This is a genomic window from Novosphingobium sp. SG707, from assembly GCF_012275515.1.
GTDB lineage: Bacteria > Pseudomonadota > Alphaproteobacteria > Sphingomonadales > Sphingomonadaceae > Novosphingobium.
The window spans coordinates 511,457-536,097 of record NZ_JAAZQL010000003.1; the positions used below are offsets into that span (position 1 = coordinate 511,457).

Below are 24,641 nucleotides of genomic sequence, written 5' to 3' on the forward strand. Positions count from 1 at the left end.
TGCTGTTTAGGCAAATCGCCTCCGCGATTTGCCTGCGGCACCAGCCCTCTCCCCCGGCCCCGCCACCCAACAGGATACCTTACAGGGATGACAGGGCCGGGGGAGAGGGCTGGTGCCGCTCTGCTCTATTAGCGTTTTTTCGATTTTGCGAGATAGCTCTTGGCCTCCAGCGCAATATCCTCGGCGCGGATGGCGTCGGGCGATCCGGCGGCAAGGCCGTTCTTGGCCGCCTCGGCATTGACCATCGCCCCGCCCCAATTGCCCGAAAGCGAGGCCTGCTCGGCGCTGGCCAGACGGGCGCGGGGCAGATCGCCGCTCTTGGCATAGGTGATGCCCAGAACATACCAGGCAAAGGGATTTTCCCGGTCGCGCGCCACGGCGGCCTTGAGCACCTTTTGCGCCTCGTCCAGATGGCCGCGTGAATTGACCAGGTCGTCCTGCGCGATCAGCGCATGGCCAAAAGTGGTGGCGATCAGCGGCTGGTTGCCGGTAAGAGCCGTGGCCTGCCGCAAGGGGCCCAGCGCCTCGGCAGGCTTGCCCGCCTCCAGCAGGATCTGCCCCTTCAGCTCAAGGAAATAGGGATCGCGCGGGGCCAGAGCCAGCAGCTTGTCCGCCTCGGTCGTCGCCTTATCCAGAAAGCCTTCCTTGTGATAGGCATAGGCTCTGGCATAAAGCGCGGGCACATTGTTCATGTACTCGGGAAAGGCCTGAAACGTGCTGGGCGGTTCGGCCAGATAACCGTAAAGCTTGGCCTTCACCCTTTGAAAGCGTTCCTCCAGCGCCGGATCGCTGGGCGCGTTCCACGCGGGGTCTTTCTTATAGACGTCTTCCAGATAGGCGATGCGTTCATCGGTCAGCGGGTGGGTCGAATAGAAGCTCGCCTCGTCGCTATGGGTCATGCCATACCGGTTTTCCATCACCAGCAGCTTGTGAAAAAACTCCAGCGAGCCGCGCCCGGACATGCCCGCCTTGGACAGGAAGGATGCGCCCGCCGCATCGGCGGCCTCTTCCTCGCCGCGCGTATAGGCCAGGAATTTGCCCATCGCGGCCTGCTGTCCGGCCATGAACACGCCCATCGCCGCCGCGCCGCCGCCCGCCGCCGCCGCCGCCGCGCCCAGCAAAAGCGACAGAATCGAGATATTGCCCGCCATCTTGGCCCCGCGATCATCAATCGCATGGCCGCCGACCACGTGGCCCAATTCGTGGGCAATCACGCCCTGAACCTCCAGCGCGGAGGATGCCTCATTGATCAGGCCCGAATGGATATAGACCGCCTGACCCCCGGCCACGAAGGCGTTGATCGAGGAATCATTGACCAGCACGATATCGACATTCTTGGGGTCCAGCCCCGCCGCGCGCACCAGAGGCGAGGCCATATCGCGAAACAGCGCCTCGGTTTCCGCATCGCGCAGCACCGATTGCGCCGCCGCAGGCGTGGTGGCCAGCAGGCACACGGCAAGCGTGGCCACGGAGCGAAAGGCAGAGGCGAGCGCGGAACGGACTGACATGCTGGGGCCAGACCTAACACGTTTCGGACTGAACCGCGCCTGAAGAATTATTCCGGTGTCAGCAGCCTTGTCGCCCGCGTCATCAGCGCTGGATCATCGCCCAGATCGCCCAGCAGCGCGATAGTGCCATCGGCCATGCGGCGCACCAGCACGACCGCATATTCCGGCCCCTTGGCGCCCAGCGTGCTCAGAGGGCGCGGGGTCAGGCGGTCGAGCGGATTGCCGTCTTCGGCCTCGCCGGCGCTTTCATCGCGGCGCAACCGGCGCTCCTGCGCCACCACGCCCTTGAGGCCCCCGCTGGCCTGCGCCAGATGATCGGCCATCGCGCCCTGCGGCAGGCCAAGGCGCAGCCCATGCGAGAGCGCGGTGGCATATTCGGTCAGCCGCGTCTTGTCATGATCGGCGCCGAACACCAGTTTGACAATGGGTACCAGCGGGGCGCGCGGCTGGCCGACAAGGCCTGCCTGCACCATCAGTTCGTGGAGTTCGCCCGGCTTGTCGCGCGCCATCAGCGCGAAATCATAGGCATAACCAATCGCGTCATACAGCGCCTGACGCGGGCGGTCCTGGGTGATCCCCGCCGCATAGGCCCTGTCGCGCGCGCTGCGCAGCCAATCGGCCAAGTCGCGCGCGGGGGCGGCGTTTATCCCCGCTTGCGGCCCATCGGCCCACGCGGCCCATTGCGCCACGGTCTGTTCGGGGCTGGACCGGGGGGCATGGACCTGTTCGTCCTCGTGGAAAGAGGCGCCCAATTCGCGCGCCAACTGCTCGCTCAGCGAGGCATCGGCCGCTTCCTTCCAATTGACCACGCCCAGCACATAGCGGATCGGCCCGCCCATTTCCTCGGCAAAGGGCAAGAGCATCCCGCGATAGGCGATCATCGCCCCGCGCGCGTTCAGGAATTCCTCCTCAAAGCCGATCGGGGCCTGATTGGCGATGATCTGCATATACTGCCCGGTCAGGCGCGCCAGCATCGAATGGTCGGGCACCTGCTCCAGACGCGTGATGTCGCGCGCCACGCCGCATTCCTGCGCCAGCATCTCGCCCACAAAGCGGATGCGCGGATCGTCGGTGCTGTGGGCAAAATCGATCAGCACCGCCTGCGTGGCAATATCGCCGATCTGATCCAGTTTGAGGTCCGCGATCAGCGGCATGGTCTTGGCGCCCAGCAATTGGGTCCAATGGTCATAGGCGCGGATCTGCAACCGGCGCTCGCCTTCGGCCACGACCACAGGGGGCAGGTCGAGGAAATCGTCCTCTTCCTCGTCACTGACCGGATTGATTCCGGCGTTGCGTTCAAAAAAGCTGCGCGCGCCGTCCATCCTGTCGCTCCCGCCGATCATTACCAATGTTTAACGGGGGGCATATTCGCGCAACAGGGTAAAGGTTTGGTTAAGTTGCGCCATTCGGTCCGGGTGCTATGGGCGCAAAAATTCTCCCAGCCCCTTGTCCGTCCCGCAAACCCGGTCCCAAAAGCGGAAATAGAGGCCGAAATTGGCCCGATAGATGTCGTGGTGGCGCTGATGATGGGTGGCGGTGATGATCCACCGGCCGAGTCGCCCGTGAACGAGGCGGTGGGGGAATATCTCCCAGCCCATATGGTTGGTCACGCCCATCACCGTCATGATGGTTAATACCACGCCCAATGCCCCCACATGAATCGGCACAAGAAACACCAGCAGCGGGATGACAAAGGCCTGCGTCAGCGCCTCGGTGGGATGAAAGGCCATGGCGGCCCATGCGGTGGGCGGGCGGCTGGCATGATGGACGGCGTGAAAGACGCGGAACACGCGCGGGACATGCATCCAGCGGTGGCTCCAATAGAACCATGTGTCGTGGATCGCCAGATAGATCAGAATCGAGAGCGGCCAGTACCACAAAGGCATGGCGTGAATGTCTTCATAGATCCGCGTCCAGCCATGGGCGCGCCATCCCCATGCGACGATCCCGGCCGGAATGCCAAAGATCGCGCAGGAAAGCAGCGACCAGGCGATCTCGGAGCGGATCTGGCGGGAAAGGGGGGCATAGAGGCCGGGCTGGCGCACCCGCGTCGCCCATGCGAAACCGCCGCTGGACAGCAGATAGCGCAGCGAGACAATGATCGTCATCGCCAAGGCGGAGATCAGGGCGGAGAGTAAAGTTGGGTCGGACATTGGCGGACCTTATGCCGCGTTTGCCCGCCGGGGGGAATGGGGCGCAAGGGGCAATGCCCGCCCGCGCCCCCAAATGCATCAGCTCAAGGCAATATCGGGCGCGTCTTCCTGCTTCATGCCCACGACATTGTAACCGGCGTCCACATGGTGGATCTCGCCCGTCACGCCGCCCGCCAGATCGGAGAGCAGATAGAGCCCCGCACCGCCCACGTCCTCAATCGTGACATTGCGGCGCAGCGGCGAATTCAGCTCGTTCCACTTCAGGATATAGCGGAAATCGCCGATCCCGCTGGCGGCCAGCGTCTTGATGGGGCCTGCCGAAATGGCGTTGACGCGGATGCCCGCCGGGCCGCAGTCATTGGCCAGATACTTGACGCTGGTTTCCAGCGCCGCCTTGGCCACGCCCATCACGTTGTAATGGGGCACGACCTTTTCCGCGCCATAATAGCTCAGCGTCAGGATCGAGCCGCCGTTCGGCATCATTTCCTGCGCGCGCTTGGTCACGGCCACCAGGCTGTAGGCCGAGATGTTCATCGTCATCAGGAAATTGTCGAGCGTGGTGTCGTAATACCGGCCGCGCAGCTGGGTCTTGTCCGAATAACCGATGGCATGGACGATGAAGTCAATGGTTTCCCAGCGGGTCTTGAGCGCGTCAAAGGCCGCGTCCAGCGCGTCCATGTCCGACACGTCGCAATCGATCAGGAAATCGCTGCCCAGACTTTCGGCCAGCGGGCCGACGCGCTTTTTCAGCGCCTCGCCCTGATAGGAAAAGGCCAGCTCCGCGCCATGTTCGTGCAATTTCTGGGCAATGCCCCATGCCAGCGACTTATCGTTTGCCAGCCCCATGATCAGGCCACGCTTGCCCTGCATCAGTCCGGTCATTCGTAATCATCCCTCATGTTTTCGGAGGCGCGGTTATCCGCCTGTCCTAACCAGTCGCGCTCTTCGGGCGTCACCGCCAGAGCCGCATTCAATTCCGCGCCTGTAACCAGTCCTAGCCCGACAAGCCAGAAAAAGAACAAGGCAATCATGGCGCCGGCAAGGCTGCCATAGGTCAGATCATACAAAAAAAGCCAGCGCAGCAGCCATGGCAGCACCAGGGAGACCAGCGCCCACCACAGCGTGACCAGCAGCGCGCCGGGCCATTTGGGATAGGCAGGGCCGCGATAAGTGCTTGGCGTCAATATGAAAAACAGCAGGTAGAGCGAACCCAGCAGCACCACCATCGGCACCAGCCGCGACAGGCTGAGATTGGCCACCATCGCCTGTTCGCGAATCGTGCGGATCGGAATCAACTGCAAGGTCGTGCTGATCGCCACCTGCATATAAAGCGAGATCAGCAGCAGCACGACCGCCACCATCACCAGCCCCGTGCCGATCAGTCGCCGCCGCCAGAAGCTCTTGTGCCGCACCGGCGTGCCATAGGCGCGGCGCAGAATGTCGCGCACCGTCTCGATCAGGCTGGAAACCGTCCACACGCCCGCCGCCATGCCCGCCCAGAGCAGCCAGCCATGGCGCATCACCACCACATCGCGCGCCACAGGCTCGAGCACAGACGCCACCACGCGGGGCGTGACGCGCAAAAAGGCATGGACCAGATCGGCGCGCTCGCTCGCCTCGCCCACCAGCGAAAACAGGCCGCCCGCCACGATGAAAAAGGGAAAGATCGAAAGCACCGCCATATAGGCCAGATTGCCCGCATGGATGAAACCGTCGCGCCAGACGCCTGTTGCCACGCGCTGGACCACGGTAAAGCCGCGATGGCCCAGTTGCGCGCGCAGCCGGTCGGCCAGATCGCCGTTGATGCGCGCAGCCCGCCGCCGCCGCGCCTCGGGCGTCAGATCGTGCATTTTGGCGTTGAGGACAAACCCGCCGGGCAAGGAGGGAGAGGCCTTTGCCTCTCGCTCCGGTTTGCCCGCGTTCGGCCCCGAATCCGGCAAAGCCTTATCCGAATTTCGCGCGCAGATCGCGCGTATCGCGCCAGCCTTCGAGCCTTTGCGCCAGATCCGCGTCGCCTTCGGGCAGCGCGATTTCCAGCGTGACGAACTGATCGCCGCGCGTGCCGTCCTTGCGGGTAAAGCCGCGGCCCTTGATGCGCAAAGTCTTGCCGCTCGAACTGCCCGGCGCCACGGTCAGCATCACCGCGCCATCGGCGGTGGGCACCTTGACCTTGCCGCCGAACACCGCCTCGTCCAGCGTGACGGGGATGTCGATGCGGATATCGTCGCCGTCGCGGCGGAAATAGGGGTGGGGCTGGATGGCGATGGTGATCATCGCGTCGCCCGTGCCGCCGGGGCCCGGCTCACCCTTGCCCGCCAGACGGATCTGCATCCCGTCCTCAACGCCCTTGGGCAACTTGACATCAATTGTCTTGCCATCGGCCAGCGTGATGCGCTGGCTGGCGCAGAGCGCGGCATCGGACAGCGACACGGCAAGGCGATAGGCGCGGTTGGCGCCTTTGGGCGGGGCCTGACGGCCAAAGCCGCCGCCGCCCCCGAATCCGCCGCCGCCAAAGCCGCCGCTGCGCCCGCCAAAGATGCCTTCGAAAATATCGCCGAAATCCATGCCTTCGGGGCCGGCCCCGCCGCCAAAGCCGCGCTGGCCTCCGCCAAAGCCGCCGCCCCCGAAACCGCCGGCGAATCCGGCCGGATTGCCCTCGCCGTCAATCTCGCCCCGGTCGAACTGGGCGCGCTTGTCCTTGTCGGTCAACAGGTCATAGGCGCGCGTCACCTCGCTGAAGCGCTCGGCGGCCTTGGGGTTGTCCTTGTTGTGGTCGGGGTGCAATTCCTTGGCCAGCTTGCGATAGGCGGACTTGATGTCCTTCTCGCTTGCGCCGCGCGATACACCCAGAATTGCATAAGGATCTTGTGCCATGGCTGCCTAGCTAGGATGGCAAGGCCCGCCCTGCAAGGTATCAGATCAAATGCTTGATGCCCTTTTCGCCGCTTTCGTGATCGGGCAAACTGGCCTAACGGCGCAGACAGGCGCAAATGGCATGGGAATCAACGGATATGAGTTCGGAATCAGACGCGATTGTCGGCGGCGATCCTTTCGCCCTGTTCGACGCATGGTTTGCCGAGGCGAAGAAATCCGAGCCCAATGACCCCGAAGCGGTCGCCGTGGCCACGGCCACGCCCGATGCTTTCCCCTCGGTGCGCATGGTGCTGATGAAGGATCACGGGGCCCAATTGCTCGGTCCCAAGGGCGGTTTTGTGTTCTATACCAACAGCCACAGCCGCAAGGGCGGCGAATTGCTGGCCAATCCCAAGGCGGCAATGCTGTTTCACTGGAAGAGCCTGCGCCGCCAGATCCGCATCGAGGGCGCGATCCATCAGGTGCCCGATGACATGGCCGATGCCTATTTCGCCAGCCGCAGCCGCGATTCGCAATTGGGCGCCCATGCCAGCAACCAGTCCGCGCCGCTCTCCTCGCGCGCGGCGTTTCTGGGCGATATCGCCCGCGTGACGGCGCGCCATCTGATCGGGCCGGTGCCGCGTCCGCCGCACTGGACGGGCTTCTGCCTTGTGCCCGACGCGATGGAATTCTGGATGGACCGCGCCTTTCGCCTGCACGAACGCCGCCGCTTTGTCCGCGCCGGTGACGGCGACAGCGAGGGCTGGACCAGCAGCCTGCTTTACCCGTAAAAGGCAGGACCATGGCCCAACACAATCATTCCGCGCCCGACCATTCCGCGCTTAACCGCAGCGCGGCCTATGCCAGCATCTCCATGGCCCTGCTGCTGGTGGGGCTGAAGGGCTGGGCGGCATGGACCACCGGCTCCACCGCGATGCTGGGCAGCCTGGCCGACACGCTGCTCGATCTGGTGGCCTCGCTGGCCACGCTGGCGGGGGTCTGGGTGGCGGGGATGCCCGCCGATGACAATCACCGCTTTGGCCATGGCAAGGCCGAGGCGCTCTCGGCCATGTTTCAGGTGCTGCTGATCGGGGCTTCGGCGCTGGCGCTGGCGGTGCATTCGGTTCAGCAATTGATGTCGGGTGAGCGCACCGGATCGGCGGGCGACGGTATCCTCGTCTCGGTGATCGCGATCATCGGCACGCTGGCGCTGCTGGCGTGGCAGCAACATGTGATTCGCCGGACCCGCTCGGTGGCGATCTCCACCGACCATCTCCATTACAAATCCGACCTGCTGCTCAATATGGCGGTTATCGTCGCGCTGCTGCTCGACCAATACGCGGGCCTGACCAAGGCCGACCCGCTCTTTGGCCTCGGCATCGCGCTCTGGCTGGGCTGGGGCGCTTATCACGCCAGCGAGGAAGCCATTGAGCAATTGATGGACCGCGAATGGCCCGAGGACAAAAAGGCCCGCTTTGTCGAAGTCCTGGGCCGCCACCCCGAACTGCGCGGCGTCCACGACCTGCGCACCCGCACCAGCGGCAACCGCGATTTCGTCCAGTTCCACGTCTGGGTCGACGGCAACATGACCGTGACCCAGGCCCACCGCGTGATGGATGAGATCGAGGACAAATTGCGGGAGGAATTCCCCGAGGTGGAGATTCTGATCCATCCCGATCCCGAAGGCCATGTCGATGAGCGCGGCGTAGCGGGGCGGGATATTTTGCAGGATGTTTGAGGTTTAAGGAGGAAGGTTTAAGGTGCCTCCGGCGGGCAAAGGGCGGGGGCCCTTTGCAATCCCTTTAATGGGGGGTGCCAGAATCGTCGGGGCGCGTTTGGTCGCAAGGGTTATCAAGCCTGCGGCGCGGCCAAGTGGCGCTTATTGGCGCCGCAGGCTTTCATTTTTAAGCGCAGCCAACTTTGCGCAACGCCGCCGCTGTGGCGCAACAATAACAGTATGGGGATTGCAAAGGGCACCCGCCCTTTGCCCGCCGGAGGCATCTAAACCCCGGCCCAATCAATCCTGATTATACAATTGCACGATATCGGCCAGCTTGCGCACCAGCGCGGGGCGCATCGCGTGGTCGGTCTTGCCCAGCCGCACCACGGTCAGCTCCTGATCGGGCGAGACAATGACATATTGGCCGAGGTGGCCGATGGCGGCGAAGATATTGGCCTTGCCCCGTCCGGGGAAGAGTTCTTCCTCTCCGCTGGGCTGGTGCCGATTGAGCCAGATTTGCGCGCCATAGCCGGGGTTGTGCGGCGCGGGGCTCAGCATGAAGCCGACCCAATCCGAGGGCACGATGCGCGCGCCGTTGACCATGCCGTTGTTGCGCAGGAATTCGCCGAACCGGCCCCAGTCGCGGGCGGTGGCGTGGATCATGCTGCCCCCGATCAGGGTGCCTGCGGCGTCGAATTCGGGGGTGGCGCTGGTCATGCCGGCGGGCATGAAGAGGCGGCTGTGGAGATAGTCGCTGACGGCCTGTCGCCGGGCGGCCGGGTCGCGGCTGTCGGTCAGCGCGCGCGCGGCGATGTCGGCGAGGATGACGCTGGTGGCGGTGGAATATTCCCACCGGCTGCCCGGTTCGGCCACCAGCGGCTGGGCCTCGGCATAGGCGGCCATATCGTCGCGTCCGTCCAGCGCGAGCATGCGCACCGTGTCGGCATCGCCCGCAGGCGTGGTCGATTCGACATGGCGCAGGCCGGACCGCATTTGCAGCAATTGGCGCAGGGTGATCTCGCCGCGCGGGTCGCCGGGGCGCTGCCACGAAGGGACCGGGGCCGATTCGTCGAGCGTGAGCCGCCCGTCCGAAATCAGCAGGCCGATCAGCACTCCGGTGATCGTCTTGGACATCGACCAGCCGATCAGCTTGGTGTTCGGGCCATATCCGGGGGCATATCGCTCGGCCACGATTCGCCCGCGATGCATCACCACCAATGCGCGCGTTTCGCCCAGCATCGGATCGGTGAACAATTCATCCACCGCGCGGGCCAGCGCTTCACGCGGAGCGCCGGGGCGCGTGCCGATGGCGGCCATAGCCTGCGCCGAGAGGGGCGATTCGGCTTTTTCCCCGCCGCCGCAGCCCGCCAGCAGGGCGAGCGAAAGCGCCACCAGCGGGGTTGGCAAGCGGCGCTTGGGCGCGATAAGGGGGGGGCGGCGCGTGACCATCACGATGCCTCCATGCGCAAGGTCGTTCCCGATGGCAAGTTTCAAGCTCACATGGCAACGCGAAAGCACGGCCTCCGGTCGTGGCGTCCGGCTGAGGATTGTGCTTGTTCTGCTGGGTCTTGCGGGAATCACCGCGCTGGGGCTGGGCCTGTGGAAGGGGCCGCGTCTGGCCAAGGATGCGTTAACGGGCGCGTCCTTTGGCGCGCGCATCGCCTGCTCCTGCCGTTTTGTCGAAGGCCGCCCGCTCGATCAGTGCAAGAGCGATTTCGAGCCGGGCATGAGCATGGTGATGCTTTCGGCCGACGAGGGCGCGAAGAGCGTCACCGCGCGCGTTCCCCTGATCGCGGCTCAGACCGCCACTTTCCGCCCCGGCGAAGGCTGCGTGCTGGAGAAATGGGAGCAGTAAGCCTTAGGCGGCGAAGGTTTCCTCGATCCAGCCGCCGCCGATCACCCGGTCGCCCGCATAGATCACCGCCGCCTGTCCGGGGGCGACACCATATTCTGGGCTGGCAAAGCGGATCGTGGTATCGGCCCCGTCGCCCAGCGGCCCGTCCAGCGTCACCGGCACCGGCTTGGCCAGCGAGCGCACCTTGGCGGTCAGTTCGACGCCCTCCGGCACCGGCCCGATACGGTTGGTTTCGACAATCCGCGCCGCCGAGACCGCCAGCATCGCGCGCGGCCCCACCAGCACCCGCGCGCCCGGCGCATCAATGCCCACCACATAGACGGGCTCGGGCAGGCCGCCGATTTCAAGGCCCCGCCGCTGGCCCACGGTATAATGGATCACGCCGCGATGATGGCCCAGCACCGCGCCGGTCTGGGCATGGACGATATCGCCGGGGCGCTCGCCCTCGGGGCGGATCTTGCGCACCACGCTGGCGTAATCGCCCTCGGGCACAAAGCAGATGTCCTGCGAATCGGGCTTGGCCGCGACCTTGAGGCCGAAATGGTCGGCCAGCTCGCGCACCTGCGTCTTGGGCAGGCCGCCAAGAGGGAAGCGCAGGAAGTCGAGCTGCGCCTCGGTGGTGGCGTAAAGGAAATAGGACTGGTCGCGCGCGGGATCGAGCGCGCGGTGCAATTCCGGCCCCGCCGCCCCCATCACGCGCCGCACATAATGCCCGGTGGCCAGACAATCGGCCCCAAGATCGCGCGCCATGGTCAAAAGATCGGTGAACTTTGGCCCCATGTTGCAGCGGATGCAGGGAATCGGCGTGCGCCCGTTGAGGTAATCTTCGGCAAAACGATCAACCACGCTTTCGCGAAATGCGGATTCATGGTCGTAAACATAATGCGCGATGCCAAGCCGGTCGGCCACCTCGCGCGCGTCGCGGATATCATCGCCCGCGCAGCACGCGCCCTTGCGTTTGACCGCCTCGCCATGATCGTAAAGCTGAAGCGTGATGCCGATCACCTCGGCCCCGCTGTGCGCGGCCAGAGCGGCCACCACGGATGAGTCTACACCCCCCGACATGGCGACAACGATTCGACGCATTTTTACATTTTGTCCAAGATCGAACAGATCAAGGAGCGCGGCGGGTGTTAACACAGAGGGGGAATCATGGGCCATGATCGGCCCCATACACCCACCCGGCCCCAGCGCCAAATCGGCAGATTCTTGCCGCCCCGCGCCCCTAGGGAATGCGCCGGAGGGGACTGTTGCCTCCGGTTAAACATGGTCAACAAGTTGTAAATCGCGCCTTTACCGCCTCTTGACCATGTTGGGCCTATAACGTGTGCAATGGAACTTCGATTTGATCATGAAGACTGGCTGGCCCAGTCCTTTGCGGCATCCTTTGCCACCGGCGTGGATGCGGGCCGGTCGGCGATGGACTGGCATGGGCTGGCCACAAGGCTGGCGGCGGCTCATGCGTTTCAGCGCGATTGCGGCGAGGCGCCGGCCATGCTGGCCGGGGGCAGTTTCGACCCCCACGTGGCGCGGCTCCTTCATGATTATGCACCGGTTTGGGACGACCTCAGTGCTTCCTGCAAAGGGGCTTTCCAAGATGTTAACCCTGTTTTTAGAGGGGTTCGAAAAACGATGTCTGGCATTGAATTCGGCGTTGCCGGTCCCCGTCATCCCGGCGATCGAGGAATGAAATGATCGAGAACCAGAAAATCCGTCCGGCCATGGTCATTGGCCCGCTCGGCGAACCGCTCACGCTGGAATCGCTGCCGCCGCCCAACACCACGCGTTGGGTCGTGCGCCGCAAGGCCGAGGTTGTCGCAGCCGTCAACGGCGGCTTGCTGACCATCGATGAGGTCTGCGAGCGTTACAGCCTCACGCTCGAAGAATTCGCCTCGTGGCAACGCGCGGTGGATCGTTCGGGGATGCAGGGCCTGCGCGTCACGCGGATTCAGCATTACCGCGATCTCTATGAGCGCCAGCTGAAATATTGATAGGTTGAAATACCTGTCATCGGCCCGTTTCAGGGCTTGAAAGGGCGTGGGAGCGGGGGGCTCCTGCGCCCTTTTGCTTATATTTGGCGCGATTGCACGAAAAGCCCGCTTGCCTGAGGTGCTATACGCGAGTAATACGCTTGCCGCATGATCCGGGCGCAGACCCGGTTCGCAATACATATGGGGTGGTGAGCGAGATGAATGTCGAGGCCAAGGTGAAGTCTGCCCAAATGGCACCGGCTTATGAAGGCGTCCTCGAAGGTGGGGAGGCCCAGCCTTTTCCGCGCGGCAAGGCGTTGATCGGGGCGGGGGCCGTGTTGCTGGCCGTCGGCGGCATCTGGGCCTACAGTCATCGCAACCCCGGCGGCGATGCCGCGCGCGCCAATCAGGCGCCCCTCGTCACCGTATCGGCCCCCGGCGTCACCACGGTCGCCGGCACGATCAATGCCAGCGGCGTGCTGGCCGCGCGCCATGACATGCCTGTGGGCGTGGTGGGCGAAGGCGGCACGGTGGTGCAGGTGCTGGTCGAACCGGGCGCGTGGGTAAAGCGCGGGCAGTTGCTGGCCGTGATCGACCGTCAGGTGCAGAACCAGCAGCAGGCCAGCAGCAACGCCAATATCGGCGTGGCGCAGGCCGATGCGCGCATCGCGCAGGCCAATCTGGACCGCGGGCTGAAACTGGTGGCCAATGGGTTCATTTCGAACGCCGACATCGACAAGCTGACCGCCGTGCGCGATGCGGCCAATGCGCGGGTGCGCGTGGCGCAGGCGCAATTGGGCGAAATGCAGGCCAAGATCCGCCGGCTGAACATTGTCGCACCCGCCGACGGCCTCGTGCTTGACCGCGCGCTCGAGGTGGGTCAGGTGGTTAGCCCCGGCAATGGCGTGCTGTTCCGCATTGCGGACAAGGGCGAGATGGAAATGCGCGCCCGCCTGTCGGAAAGCGATCTGGCGCATCTGGCGCTGGGGCAGGAGGTCAAGGTGCGACCTGTGGGTTCGGAGCGCGAATTTGTCGGCCATGTCTGGCAGGTCTCGCCGGTGATCGACCCGGCCACGCGGCAGGGGATCGCGCGGATCGCGCTGCCCTATGACCGCGACATCCGCCCCGGCGGCTTTGCCAGCGCGGAAATCCGCAGCGGTTCGATGTCGGCGCCTTTGCTGCCCGAATCGGCGCTGCAGGCCGATGCGCAGGGCAGCTATGTCTATGTCGTGACCGGCGACAACAAGGCGGTGCGCCGCCGGGTCAAGGTGGCGATGGTGACCGAAAAGGGCGTGGCCATTGCCTCTGGCCTTTCGGGCGTCGAACGGGTGGTGCTGCGTGCAGGCGCCTTCCTGACCGAGGGCGAAACGGTCAATCCGCGCAGCCAGCCCAACCAGCCGTAAGGGGATCGGAGCGATGAACTTCCGCAATCTTTCGGCATGGTCGATCCGGCATCCGGTGGTGCCCATTGTCATCTTTGTGGCCATGATGCTGATGGGTATCATCAGCTTTGCCCGGATGGAGGTCCAGGACCAGCCCGACATCGAATTTCCCATCGTGGTGGTTTCGATCACCCAGCCGGGCGCCGCCCCGACCGAAATCGAGACCCAGATCACGCAGCGCATCGAAGGCGCGGTGCGCACGATTTCGGGGGTTTCCTCGATCAGCTCGACCGCGTCGGAAGGCAACAGCCAGACGATGGTGGAATTCCAGCTGGGCGAGGACATCAACGCCGCGGTGGCCGAGGTGAAGAACGCGGTCGATCAGGCGCGCGGTAATCTGCCCGACGGCATCCTTGAGCCGCAGGTGTTCAAGGTGAACACCTCGAGCAACCCCATCGCCTATTTTGCGGTTTCCGCCGAGGACATGACCATCGAGCAGCTCTCGTGGTTCATCGACGACACGGTGGCGCGGCGCCTGCTGGGTGTGGAGGGTGTGGCCGAAATCAAGCGCAACGGCGGCGTCAACCGCGAAATTCTCGTCACGCTCGACCCGGCGCGGATGCAGGCATTCGGCGTCACCGCGCCGCAGGTCAATGCGGCGCTGCGTGCGCTTAACCTGAATGCGGCGGGCGGCAAGGCGGAAATCGGCGGCACGCGCCAATCGGTGCGCGTGCTGGGCAATGCGCAGGACGCCTTTGCGCTGAGCCAGGCCGATATTCCGGTGGCGGGGCGCGTGGTGAAACTGGCCGATATTGCCACGGTGCGCGACGCATGGGGCGAAATCACCTCGCTGGGCAAGGTGAACGGCAAGCAGGTCGTCACCTTCTCCATCGCACGCGCACGCGGGGCCTCGGACGTGTCGGTCTATGACAAGTCGATGGTCGAGCTGGACAAGATCGCCAAGGAGCGGCCCGGCGTCCATTTCACCGAATTGTTCAATCAGGTTTCCTATACCAAGAAGCAATATGAATCCTCGATGGAATCCATGGTCGAGGGCGCCGTTCTGGCGGTGATCGTGGTGTTCTTCTTCCTGCGCGACTGGCGCGCCACGGTGGTGTCGGCCATCGCCATCCCGCTTTCGGCCATCCCCACCTTCTGGTTCATGAAGGTGTGGTTCGGCTTCACGCTCAACACGATGAGCCTGCTGGCGCTAGGCTTGGTCGCGGGCGTGCTGGTGGACGATGCGATCGTGGAAATCGAGAACATCGTCCGGCATATGCGCATGGGCAAGACCGCCTATCAGGCCGCGATTGATGCCGCCGACGAAATCGGTCTGGCGGTGGTGGCGACCACCTGCTCGATTGCGGCAGTGTTTTTGCCGGTCGGGCTGATGCCGGGCGTATCGGGAGCATTTTTCAAGAATTTCGGTCTTACGGTGGTGGTCTCGGTGCTGATGTCGCTAGCCGTGGCCCGCATGATCACGCCGATGGTGGCGGCCTATTTCCTGAAAAGCCACGGCCATGCCGAACATGGCGGCGGGCGGATGATGGATTACTATCTGCGCGTGCTGCACTGGTCGCTGGACGTTTCGGGCGCGCGGGCGCTGCGGGCGCGGCTGCTGGCGGAAAAGGGGGATCTGTCGTGGCGTGACCATCTGCGCGCGCGGATGCGCGATCATCGCATCTGGATGATCGGCGTCGCCTTGGGCTGTTTCGCGCTGACCATTGTGCTGTTCATTTCCATGCCCACGGCAATGTTCCCCGATGAGAACAGCGATTTCACCCAACTCCGCATCGAAATGGTGCCCGGCACCACGCTGGCCCAGACCGAGGCGGTGGCCGATGAGGTGGCCAATATCGTGCGCCGGCGGCCCGAGGCCGATCAGGTGCTCGAACGGGTGAATGAGGGCAACGCCCGCGTGATGATCATGCTGAAAAAGGATCGCAAGATCCACACCAAGCAGTTCGAGCGTGAAGTCACCCCCACCGTGCAGGGCATTGCCGATGCGCGCATCACCTTCCAGGCCAGCAACAATGGCGGTTCCTCGACCGGACGCGGGCTGGAAATCATGCTGTCCAGCTCGGACCCGGCGCTGCTGGACCAGACGGCGGCGCAATTGGTTGAGCAGATGAAGGGGATGCACGAACTGGTGGCCCCGCGCATTTCGGGCGACATGCGCCGCCCCGAAGTGGTGATTGTGCCGCATATGGATCTGGCCGCCAGCCTTGGCATCTCGACCTCCTCGCTCAGCCAGGCGATCCGCATCGCCACGATCGGCGAGATCGACCAGAACGCGGCCAAATTCTCGCTCTCCGACCGTCAGGTGCCGATTCGCGTGCGCCTGCCCGAGGAAGCGCGGCGCGACCTGTCGAACATCGCCAATCTGCCGGTGCCCACCGCTTCGGGCGGCTCGGTGCCCTTGAGCCGCGTGGCCGACATCACCTTCGGTTCCGGCCCCTCGACCATCCAGCGCTACAATCAGGAGCGCCGCATCTTCATCGGTGCGGATCTGGCGCCGGGCGTGGTCAAGGGCGATGCGGAAAACAAGGTCAAGGCGCTGCCGATCATGAAGAACCTGCCCGCAGGTGTGTCGAACACCGCCTATGGCGAGGCCAAGTGGCAGCAGGAAATGATCGTCAATCTGGCGCTGGCGGTGCCGGCGGGGATCGGGCTGGTGTTTGCGGTGCTGGTGCTGCTCTATCACCGGGTCGTCTCGCCGCTGGTGAATATGGCCTCGCTGTTTCTGGCGCCTTTGGGCGGGCTGCTCTTGCTGGCGCTGCTCGACATGCCGATCTCGATGCCGGTCTATATCGGCATCCTGATGCTGTTCGGAATTGTGGCGAAAAACTCGATCCTGCTGATCGACTTTGCCATCGAGGAAATGCAGCGCGGCACGCCCAAGTTCGACGCCATCATCGAGGCGGGCCACAAGCGCGCCCAGCCCATCGTGATGACGACGGTGGCGATGACGGCGGGGATGATCCCGGCGGCCATGTCGCTTTCGGGCGATGCGGCGTTTCGCGCGCCCATGGGCGTGGTGGTGATCGGCGGGCTGACGCTTTCCACGGTGCTGACGCTGCTGATTGTGCCTGCCGCCTTCAGTCTGGCCGACGGGTTTGAGAAACGGATCGGCCCGAAACTGCGCCGCGGATTGCTGACTTATGAACCTGAGCATGGACGCGATGCTCATGCTGGAGTAACCCCGGCCGAGTGAGACAGGAACGCAGTCTGTGGTGGTCGCTGGGGCGCTGGCTGGGCGTGGAGAGCGAGCCGCGCAACCGGCAGGCCGCCCGCGTGCGCTGGCTGGCGCATGGGCTGCTGGTGGGCATGGCGGGGCTTTACCTGCTCTCGCGCCATTTCATGCCGGCGCATCCGGGCTGGGAATGGGTCAAGTCCTTTGCCGAAGCCGCGATGGTGGGCGCGCTGGCCGATTGGTTCGCGGTGACAGCGCTGTTTCGCCATCCCATGGGTTTGCCCATCCCGCATACCGCGATCATCCCGGCCAAGAAGGACCAGATTGCCGAGAGCATGGCGGGGTTCCTTCGCGCCAATTTCCTGACGCCCCAGGTGGTGGCGCGGCGTTTGTCGGGGCTGGATGTGGCCGGGGCGCTGGGCGGCTTTCTGACCGATCCGGGCGAAGGGGCGGGAGCGGGCGAACCGCGCCTGCGTCAGGGGGCGGCGGGGCTGCTGGGCGACATGCTGCAATCGCTGCCGGGCGAACAATTGGGCGATATGCTCAAATCCACCGTGCGCGGGCAATTGGAGCGGCTCGATCTGGCGCCCTTGCTGGGGCAATTGCTGGAAGGGGCGATGGCCGACGGCCGCCATCGCGGCGTGATCGAGGCCATGCTGCGCTGGACGGGGATCACGCTGGAGGCCAATGAGGATATCCTGCGCCGGATGATCCATGACCGCGCGCATACGCTGCTGCGCTGGACCGGGCTGGACGAGACATTGGCCAATACGATCCTGGATGGGCTGTATAAGCTGCTGGCCGAATGCATTGTCGATCCGCACCATCCGCTGCGGACCAAGCTGGAGGATCTGCTGGCGGGTCTGGCCCATGATCTGCGCCATGATCCGGCGATGCAGGCCAAGGTGGCGCGGATGAAGGGCGAGATTTTGGCCAATCGCGCCATGGGGGCGTGGATCGACGGCTTGTGGGAACGCGCGCGCGGCGCGGCGCTCGACGCGCTGAGCCATCCGGGCGGGTTGTTGCAGGGGCGGATGGGCGCGGGCCTTGCCGGATTTGGTGCAGGGCTGCAGACCGACGCCCGCCTGCGCCATCAGGTTAACCGATTCGCGCGCCGTTCGCTGGCGGGGCTGGCCGTGCGGCATGGGGCGGGCATTGTGAAACTGGTGTCGGACACGGTGCGCCGGTGGGATGCGCGTACCGTTTCGGAACGGATCGAGGGCGCGGTGGGGCGCGATCTGCAATTTATCCGCATCAATGGCACGCTGGTCGGTGGAATCGTCGGATTGCTGCTTCACTCTATAGAGAAGCTAATATAGGAACGATTTTGCACGTCATGCGTTGATGCTTGCAATCTGTGATGCGCAGATAAGCGGGATTACAGGCCCTATGATTAATTTTGACTTAAAGGATGTGCAGGCTACTGCTCAGGCCATCAATTGCGATTGTATGGGTGCATGCAATCGTGGTGAAGCTGTTCAGTGTCTTTACACTAAAACGCTCGATCTGCTCAGTCGCGATGATGAGGATTGGGCGGCGCGGCTTGAACTGTTGCGTCCGCTGGCCATGGTGGCCGGATTTCAGAAAACCCGTGAGGGACAGCGCGAATGCGCGGCCTATGCGGCCAATCTGGCGGCCGATGATGCGCCGGGCGCGCTGGCGGCCTGTCGGCGGCTGATCGAGCTGGACGCCGAATTATCGGGTAAATAAACGGCGAGGAGCACGAAGGCCCCCCGCCGCCTCGCCTTAACTCTATTCCAGTTCCAGAATGATGTAGTCGACCGGCAGGCTCTCGCCGGGCTTGGCATTGATCTTGCCGATGGTGGCCGATTTTTCGGCGCGCAGGATGTTTTCCATCTTCATCGCCTCGACCACGGCCAGCGGCTGACCCGCTTCGACCTTGTCGCCTTCCTTGACGTTGAGCGACACCAGCAGCCCCGGCATCGGACAGATCAGGAATTTCGAGAGATCCGGCGGGATCTTTTCGATCATGTGATCGGCCAGAGCCGCGACATGGGCGGGCAGGATATCGACCTTGTGGATCGCGCCGCGCGTGGTCACTTTCAATCCGGTGCGGGTGATCTCGATCTTGAGCCCCAGCACTTCCTCGCCGATTTCGGCCACGATCAGGTGGTCGCCGGGCGTATATTCCATCGCCAGATCAACCTGCGCGCCATTGACGCGCACGCTGTCGGCATCGACGCTGACGGCGAAGGTCTCGCCCGCCAGTTTGACCGACCATTCCGAAGGCGGGGCCAGATTGGCGGCCAATTGCCCGTCGACCTGACGCGCGCGGTCGGCCCGCGCGGTGGCGACAAAGCCCGAAACCGCCGCGATATGGGCCAAAGTCTGCGCATCGGTCGCCGCGCCGTGGAAGCCCTCGGGATATTCCTCGGCGATGAAGCCGGTGGTCAGCTCGCCGCTGCGGAAGCGGGGGTGCTGCATGATGGCCGAAACGAAGTCGATGTTGTGCCCCAGCCCCTCGATCTCGAACTGGTCGAGCGCGGCGATCTGCTTGTCGGCGGCCTCGTTGCGCGTCTCGCCCCATGTCACCAGCTTGGCGATCATCGGATCGTAGAACATGCTGACTTCGCCGCCTTCATAGACGCCGTCGTCCACGCGCACGCCGTCAATGCCCCGACGGCCATTTTCCGCGCCATCGTCGGTCCAGCCGTCCACCGGCGGGCGATAGCGTGTCAGGCGGCCCGTGCTGGGCAAAAATCCGCGATAGGGGTCTTCGGCATAGACGCGGTTTTCAATCGCCCAGCCGTCGATCTTCACATCCTCCTGCGTCATGGCCAATTTCTCGCCATAGGCCACGCGGATCATCTGTTCGACCAGATCGATGCCGGTGATCGCCTCGGTGACGGGGTGTTCGACCTGAAGGCGGGTGTTCATTTCGAGGAAGTAGAAGCTCTCGCCGCTCTTGTCCGCGCCCGAAACGATCAGTTCGACCGTACCGGCGCTGTAATAGCCCACCGCGCGGGCCAGCGCGACGCATTGCTCGCCCATCGCCTTGCGCATGGCGGGGCTGACGAACGGCGAGGGGGCTTCCTCGACCACCTTCTGATGGCGGCGCTGGATCGAGCATTCGCGCTCATTGAGGTAAAGGATATTGCCGTGCTTATCGCCCAGGATCTGGATCTCGATATGGCGCGGGTTGAGGATGAATTTCTCGATGAACACGCGATCATCGCCAAAGGAGTTGAGCCCCTCGCGCTTGACCGCCGGGAAGCCCTCGCGAACGTCCTGTTCGTTATAGGCAAGGCGCATGCCCTTGCCGCCGCCGCCCGCGCTGGCCTTCATCATCACCGGATAGCCGATTTCCTCCGAAATCCGCACAGCATGATCGGTATCCTCGATCTCGCCGACAAAGCCGGGAACGACATTGACGCCCGCTGCCTTGGCCAGTTTCTTGGATTCGATCTTGTCGCCCATCGCGGCAATCGCGCCTACGGGCGGGCCAATGAAGGCGATGTTTTCCTTCGCCAAAGCCTCGGCGAAAGAGGTGCGTTCCGACAGGAAGCCATAGCCGGGATGCACCGCCTCGGCACCGGTCGCCTTGCAGGCCTCGATGATCTTGTCGGCAATCAGATAGGACTGCGCGGCGGGCGAGGGGCCGATATGCACGGCTTCATCGGCCATCTGTACGAAAGGCGCGCGGGCATCGGCGTCGGAATAAACCGCCACCGTGGCAATGCCCATCCGGCGCGCGGTCTTGATGACGCGACAGGCGATTTCGCCGCGATTGGCGATGAGGATTTTCTTGAACATGCGTCTTACTCCGCCTTTTCCAGTTCGCTGCCCAGCGGCGGCATATTGTGGCCCAGCAGGCGCAGCATGTCGGCCGCGCAATCGAGCACGTTGGACCCCGGACCATAGATGCCCTGCACCCCGGCCTCGCGCAGGAATTCATAGTCCTGCGGCGGGATGACGCCGCCCGCGACGACCTTGATGTCGGGGCGGCCCGCTTCGCGCAGCAGGTTGATGAGCTGGGGGATCAGCGTCTTATGGCCCGCAGCCAGCGACGAAGCGCCCACCGCATCGACGCCCTTTTCCAGCGCCAGCGCGCAGGCTTCCTCGGGCGTCTGGAACAGCGGGCCGGAGGTCACATCAAAGCCCATGTCGGTAAAGGCCGAGGCGATGACATTGGCCCCGCGGTCATGCCCGTCCTGCCCCATCTTGGCCACCAGCATCCGGGGCTTGCGCTCCAGACGGCGGGAAACGGCCTCGACGCCATCGAGGATCTGCTGATAGCGGTCATCGCCCGCATAGGCCGCGCCATAGACGCCCTTGACCGGGGTGGGCACGGTGCCGTGGCGGCCAAAGACCTCCTCCATCGCACTGCTGATTTCGCCCAGCGTGGCGCGGTGGCGGGCGGCCTCGACGGCCAGCGCCAGCAGGTTGCCATTGCCGCGTGCGCCCTCGGTGATGGCCCGCAGGGCGGCCTGACAGGCGGCTTCGTCGCGGGCGGCCTTGACCGCCTTGATCCGGGCGATCTGGGCCTCGCGCACGACATGGTTGTCGATGTCGAGCGTCTCGATCCGGTCCTCGGTGGCCAGACGGTATTTATTGACGCCGACGATGACATCCTCGCCCCGGTCCACGCGGGCTTGGCGCGCGGCGGCGGCTTCCTCGATCATCGCTTTGGGCCAACCGGCGGCGACCGCCTTGGCCATGCCGCCTTCGCCTTCCACGCGCTCGATGATGGCTTCTGCGGCCTCAACCAACTGCTGGGTCAGCGATTCAATGTAGTAAGACCCGCCCAGCGGATCGACCACATTGCACATGCCGGTCTCTTCCTGAATCACGATCTGCGTGTTGCGCGCGATACGGGCGGAGAAATCGGTGGGCAGCGCGATAGCTTCATCGAGCGCATTGGTGTGGAGCGACTGCGTGCCGCCCAGCATCGCGGCCATGGCCTCGATCGTGGTGCGGATGACGTTGTTGTACGGGTCCTGCTCCTGCAAGCTCACGCCGCTGGTCTGGCAATGGGTGCGCAGCATCTTGCTGCGTTCGTCCTTCGCGCCCAGCTTGGTCATCGCCCGGTGCCACAGCACGCGCGCGGCGCGCAGCTTGGCGACCTCCATGAAGAAATTCATGCCGATGGCGAAAAAGAACGAGAGGCGCCCGGCGAATTTGTCGATGTCGAGGCCGCTGGCCACGCCATATTTCACATATTCGATGCCGTCCGCGATGGTGAAGGCCAGTTCCTGCACCTGCGTCGCCCCGGCCTCCTGCATGTGATAGCCGGAGATCGAAATGCTGTTGAACTTGGGCATTTCGCGCGACGTATAGCCGAAAATGTCGCTGATGATCCGCATGCTGGGTTCGGGCGGATAGATATAGGTGTTGCGGACCATGAACTCCTTGAGGATGTCGTTCTGGATGGTCCCGTCGAGCAATTTGCGGTCGACGCCCTGTTCCTCGCCCGCGACGATGAAGAAGGCGAGTATCGGGATCACCGCGCCGTTCATCGTCATCGACACGCTCATCTGATCGAGCGGGATGCCGTCGAACAGGATCTTCATGTCCTCGACGCTGTCGATGGCCACGCCCGCCTTGCCGACATCGCCCACCACGCGGGGGTGATCGGAATCATAGCCGCGATGGGTGGCAAGGTCGAAGGCGACCGAGAGACCCTTCTGCCCCGCCGCCAGATTGCGGCGATAGAAAGCGTTCGATTCCTCGGCGGTGGAAAAGCCCGCATATTGACGGATCGTCCAAGGGCGGCCCGCATACATGCTGGCGCGTACGCCGCGCGTGAAGGGCGCGAAACCGGGCAGGCCGGGGTCCACGCTCACATCGTCGGCGGTATAGAGCGGCTTGACGGTGATCCCCTCGGGCGTCTGCCAGTTCAGGTCCTTGCCCTTGACCTCTTTGGCGGCCAGCGCCTGCCAGTTATCAATGCTGCTCATGCGACCTCTCCATGATTTCGGTCAGCTGCCCCAGCATATCCTTGGGGTGCAGGAAGAAGATCGGCGTGCCATGCGCGCCGATGCGCGTGGGGCCGAGGATGCGCTTGCCTTGGGCGGTGAACCATTCCCGCGCGGCCTCGATATCCTCGACCTCATAGCAGAGGTGGTGCTGGCCCCCGGCGGGGTTCTTGGCGATGAAGCCTGCGATGGGGCTGGTTTCGCCAAGCGGTTCGATCAGTTCGATCTGCGTGCCGCCATCGGTGCCCAGCGCGCCCGGTTGCTGGGGCGTGTTGACGAAGGCCACCTTCACGCCCTGTTCGGGCATGTCGAACGGCTCTGTGATGAGCGTGGCGCCCATCACATCGCGGTAATAGGCAATGGCATCGGCCATGGAAGGCACGGCCACGCCGACGTGGTTGAGGCGTCCGAGTTTCATGGCATCCTCCCCGCTTAGAGCGGAATATTGTCGTGCTTCTTCCAGGGGTTCTCCAGCGCCTTGTTGCGCAATTTGCGCAGGCCCAGAGCGATCCGGCGGCGGGTGGAATGGGGGTGGATCACCTCGTCGATGAAGCCCTTGGACGCCGCCACAAACGGGTTGGCGAAGCGGTCCTCATATTCCTTGACCTTTTCGGCCTGCGCCTCGGCGGGCAACCCGCGGAAGATGATTTCCACCGCGCCCTTGGCGCCCATCACCGCGATTTCGGCGGTGGGCCATGCGTAATTGAGATCGCCGCGCAGATGCTTCGACGCCATCACGTCATAGGCCCCGCCATAGGCCTTGCGGGTGATGATGGTGATCTTGGGCACGGTCGCCTCGGCATAGGCGAAGAGCAGCTTGGCGCCATGCTTGATGATGCCGTTGTGCTCCTGCGCGGTGCCGGGCAGGAAGCCGGGAACGTCCACAAAGGTCAGGATCGGGATGTTGAACGCATCGCAGAAGCGCACGAAACGCGCCGCCTTCTTCGACGAATTGATGTCCAGCACCCCGGCAAGCACCAAGGGCTGATTGGCGACCACGCCCACCGTCTTGCCCTCGATCCGGCCAAAACCGCAGATGATATTGCCCGCATGGCCCGGCTGGATTTCAAAGAAATCGCCTTCGTCCAGCGTCTTGCGGATCACTTCCTTCATATCATAAGGCTGGGTCGCGCTGGCCGGGATCACCGTGTCGAGACTGTCCTCGATGCGGTCCCACGGGTCGGCATTGGGGCGCTCGGGCACTTCTTCCTTGTTCGACAGCGGCAGGAAGTCGAAGAATTCGCGCGCCGTCAGCAGCGCCTCGATATCATTTTCCAGCGCCAGATCGGCCACGCTGGTCTTGGTGCTGTGCGTGATCGCGCCGCCCAGCTCTTCCTGCGTAACCACTTCATTCGTCACGGTTTTGACCACATCGGGGCCGGTGACGAACATATAGGAGCTGTCCTTCACCATGAAGATGAAGTCGGTCATGGCGGGCGAGTAAACCGCGCCGCCCGCGCAAGGGCCCATGATGAGGCTGAGCTGGGGCACAACCCCCGAGGCCAGCACATTGCGCTGGAAAATCTCGGCATAGCCGCCAAGCGAGGCCACGCCTTCCTGAATGCGCGCGCCGCCCGAATCGTTAAGGCCGATGACAGGCGCACCCACCTTCATCGCCATATCCATGATCTTGCAGATCTTCATCGCATGGCGTTCGGAAACCGCCCCGCCAAACACGGTGAAATCCTGCGAAAACACGAAGACGAGGCGGCCGTTGATCGTGCCGCTGCCCGTAACCACGCCGTCGCCGGGGATCGTGTTGTCGGGCATGCCGAAATCGACGCAATTGTGTTCGACATACATGTCGACTTCTTCAAAGCTGCCCTCGTCGAGCAGAACCTTGAGGCGTTCACGCGCGGTCAGCTTGCCCTTGGCATGTTGGGCATCGATCCGCTTCTGGCCGCCGCCCATCCGGGCCGCTGCCCGCCGCCGCTCCATCTCCGCCACATTCGCGCTCATCGGGTATCCTCTTGCAAAACCACTTGAGGCCGCGATGCGCCATTCATCTTGACCCGTCCACAGTAATGTTGCAAATTTGCAAAGGAAGAATTTGCAAAAATTAGCGAGAGGA

Annotated in this window: 21 protein-coding genes; 9 read left to right on the forward strand and 12 right to left on the reverse strand. The window is 64.0% G+C overall.

All coding sequences use genetic code 11. The annotated features are described in order from the left end of the window. Positions 1–128: 128 nt before the first annotated feature. The 6 genes from FHW92_RS11160 to FHW92_RS11185 form a co-directional block, all read right to left on the reverse strand. Positions 129–1,508 carry a M48 family metalloprotease gene (locus FHW92_RS11160; RefSeq protein WP_168603318.1) on the reverse strand — a complete coding sequence of 460 codons (1,380 nt, stop codon included), beginning with the start codon at positions 1,506–1,508 and terminating at the stop codon, positions 129–131. 47 nt (positions 1,509–1,555) lie between these two features. Next, positions 1,556–2,830 carry a hypothetical protein gene (locus tag FHW92_RS11165; RefSeq protein ID WP_168603319.1) on the reverse strand — a complete coding sequence of 425 codons (1,275 nt, stop codon included), beginning with the start codon at positions 2,828–2,830 and terminating at the stop codon, positions 1,556–1,558. Between the two features lie 96 nt (positions 2,831–2,926). Further along, positions 2,927–3,661 (reverse strand): sterol desaturase family protein, encoded by a 735-nt coding sequence (locus FHW92_RS11170; protein WP_168603320.1) that lies wholly within the window; start codon positions 3,659–3,661, stop codon positions 2,927–2,929. Positions 3,662–3,739: 78 nt separating this feature from the next. Then, positions 3,740–4,543, reverse strand: a complete 804-nt coding sequence (gene fabI, locus FHW92_RS11175; RefSeq protein ID WP_168603321.1) for an enoyl-ACP reductase FabI — start codon at positions 4,541–4,543, stop codon at positions 3,740–3,742. Further along, complete coding sequence (locus FHW92_RS11180; protein WP_168603322.1) at positions 4,540–5,511, reverse strand: YihY/virulence factor BrkB family protein; 972 nt, start codon at positions 5,509–5,511, stop codon at positions 4,540–4,542. Before FHW92_RS11180 ends, fabI begins: the two co-directional genes overlap by 4 nt. A gap of 94 nt (positions 5,512–5,605) precedes the next feature. Beyond that, positions 5,606–6,535 (reverse strand): DnaJ C-terminal domain-containing protein, encoded by a 930-nt coding sequence (locus tag FHW92_RS11185; RefSeq protein ID WP_168603323.1) that lies wholly within the window; start codon positions 6,533–6,535, stop codon positions 5,606–5,608. A gap of 137 nt (positions 6,536–6,672) precedes the next feature. On the opposite strand from FHW92_RS11185, the gene pdxH reads away from it, so the two are divergent. Together pdxH and FHW92_RS11195 are read left to right on the forward strand one after the other, a co-directional pair. Then, a complete protein-coding gene (gene pdxH, locus FHW92_RS11190; protein WP_168603324.1) occupies positions 6,673–7,305 on the forward strand; it encodes a pyridoxamine 5'-phosphate oxidase in 633 nt (210 codons plus the stop codon). A gap of 11 nt (positions 7,306–7,316) precedes the next feature. After that, on the forward strand, positions 7,317–8,252 hold the full coding sequence (locus FHW92_RS11195; RefSeq protein ID WP_168603325.1) for a cation diffusion facilitator family transporter: 936 nt from the start codon (positions 7,317–7,319) through the stop codon (positions 8,250–8,252). Positions 8,253–8,531: 279 nt separating this feature from the next. On the opposite strand, the gene FHW92_RS11200 is transcribed toward FHW92_RS11195, so the two are convergent. After that, positions 8,532–9,683, reverse strand: coding sequence for a serine hydrolase (locus tag FHW92_RS11200; protein ID WP_168603577.1), 1,152 nt, complete (start codon positions 9,681–9,683; stop codon positions 8,532–8,534). Positions 9,684–9,714: 31 nt separating this feature from the next. Here FHW92_RS11200 and FHW92_RS11205 point away from each other — a divergent pair, with 31 nt between their 5' ends. After that, the gene (locus tag FHW92_RS11205) at positions 9,715–10,089 is read left to right on the forward strand and encodes a hypothetical protein (protein ID WP_246870064.1); all 375 of its coding nucleotides are present in this window, start codon (positions 9,715–9,717) and stop codon (positions 10,087–10,089) included. Between the two features lie 3 nt (positions 10,090–10,092). Here the strand turns inward: FHW92_RS11205 and mnmA are convergent, their stop codons facing one another. Beyond that, positions 10,093–11,175 carry a tRNA 2-thiouridine(34) synthase MnmA gene (gene mnmA, locus FHW92_RS11210; RefSeq protein ID WP_246870065.1) on the reverse strand — a complete coding sequence of 361 codons (1,083 nt, stop codon included), beginning with the start codon at positions 11,173–11,175 and terminating at the stop codon, positions 10,093–10,095. A 246-nt stretch (positions 11,176–11,421) separates the two neighbouring features. Here mnmA and FHW92_RS11215 point away from each other — a divergent pair, with 246 nt between their 5' ends. From FHW92_RS11215 to FHW92_RS11240, 6 genes are all read left to right on the forward strand, one after another. After that, positions 11,422–11,784 carry a hypothetical protein gene (locus FHW92_RS11215; RefSeq protein WP_168603327.1) on the forward strand — a complete coding sequence of 121 codons (363 nt, stop codon included), beginning with the start codon at positions 11,422–11,424 and terminating at the stop codon, positions 11,782–11,784. Next, complete coding sequence (locus FHW92_RS11220) at positions 11,781–12,080, forward strand: DUF1153 domain-containing protein (protein ID WP_168603328.1); 300 nt, start codon at positions 11,781–11,783, stop codon at positions 12,078–12,080. The genes FHW92_RS11215 and FHW92_RS11220 overlap by 4 nt, the downstream gene beginning before the upstream one ends. Before the next feature lie 188 nt (positions 12,081–12,268). Continuing rightward, entirely contained in the window at positions 12,269–13,462 is a 1,194-nt protein-coding gene (locus FHW92_RS11225; RefSeq protein WP_292688335.1) for an efflux RND transporter periplasmic adaptor subunit, read from the forward strand. A 13-nt stretch (positions 13,463–13,475) separates the two neighbouring features. Beyond that, complete coding sequence (locus tag FHW92_RS11230; RefSeq protein WP_168603329.1) at positions 13,476–16,655, forward strand: efflux RND transporter permease subunit; 3,180 nt, start codon at positions 13,476–13,478, stop codon at positions 16,653–16,655. A 113-nt stretch (positions 16,656–16,768) separates the two neighbouring features. Next, positions 16,769–17,953, forward strand: coding sequence for a DUF445 domain-containing protein (locus FHW92_RS11235; protein WP_168603580.1), 1,185 nt, complete (start codon positions 16,769–16,771; stop codon positions 17,951–17,953). A 130-nt stretch (positions 17,954–18,083) separates the two neighbouring features. Further along, positions 18,084–18,344: a hypothetical protein gene (locus FHW92_RS11240; RefSeq protein WP_210428449.1), complete on the forward strand. Its 261-nt coding sequence runs from the start codon at positions 18,084–18,086 to the stop codon at positions 18,342–18,344. Between the two features lie 42 nt (positions 18,345–18,386). On the opposite strand, the gene FHW92_RS11245 is transcribed toward FHW92_RS11240, so the two are convergent. From FHW92_RS11245 to FHW92_RS11260, 4 genes are read right to left on the reverse strand one after another with little or no spacing between them, the layout of a single operon-like run. Then, positions 18,387–20,408: an acetyl/propionyl/methylcrotonyl-CoA carboxylase subunit alpha gene (locus FHW92_RS11245; protein ID WP_168603331.1), complete on the reverse strand. Its 2,022-nt coding sequence runs from the start codon at positions 20,406–20,408 to the stop codon at positions 18,387–18,389. A gap of 5 nt (positions 20,409–20,413) precedes the next feature. Next, positions 20,414–22,552: a methylmalonyl-CoA mutase gene (gene scpA, locus FHW92_RS11250; protein WP_168603332.1), complete on the reverse strand. Its 2,139-nt coding sequence runs from the start codon at positions 22,550–22,552 to the stop codon at positions 20,414–20,416. Beyond that, positions 22,539–22,988: a methylmalonyl-CoA epimerase gene (mce, locus tag FHW92_RS11255; RefSeq protein ID WP_168603333.1), complete on the reverse strand. Its 450-nt coding sequence runs from the start codon at positions 22,986–22,988 to the stop codon at positions 22,539–22,541. Before mce ends, scpA begins: the two co-directional genes overlap by 14 nt. 14 nt (positions 22,989–23,002) lie before the next feature. Then, complete coding sequence (locus FHW92_RS11260; RefSeq protein ID WP_168603334.1) at positions 23,003–24,529, reverse strand: acyl-CoA carboxylase subunit beta; 1,527 nt, start codon at positions 24,527–24,529, stop codon at positions 23,003–23,005. Between the last annotated feature and the right edge of the window lie 112 nt (positions 24,530–24,641).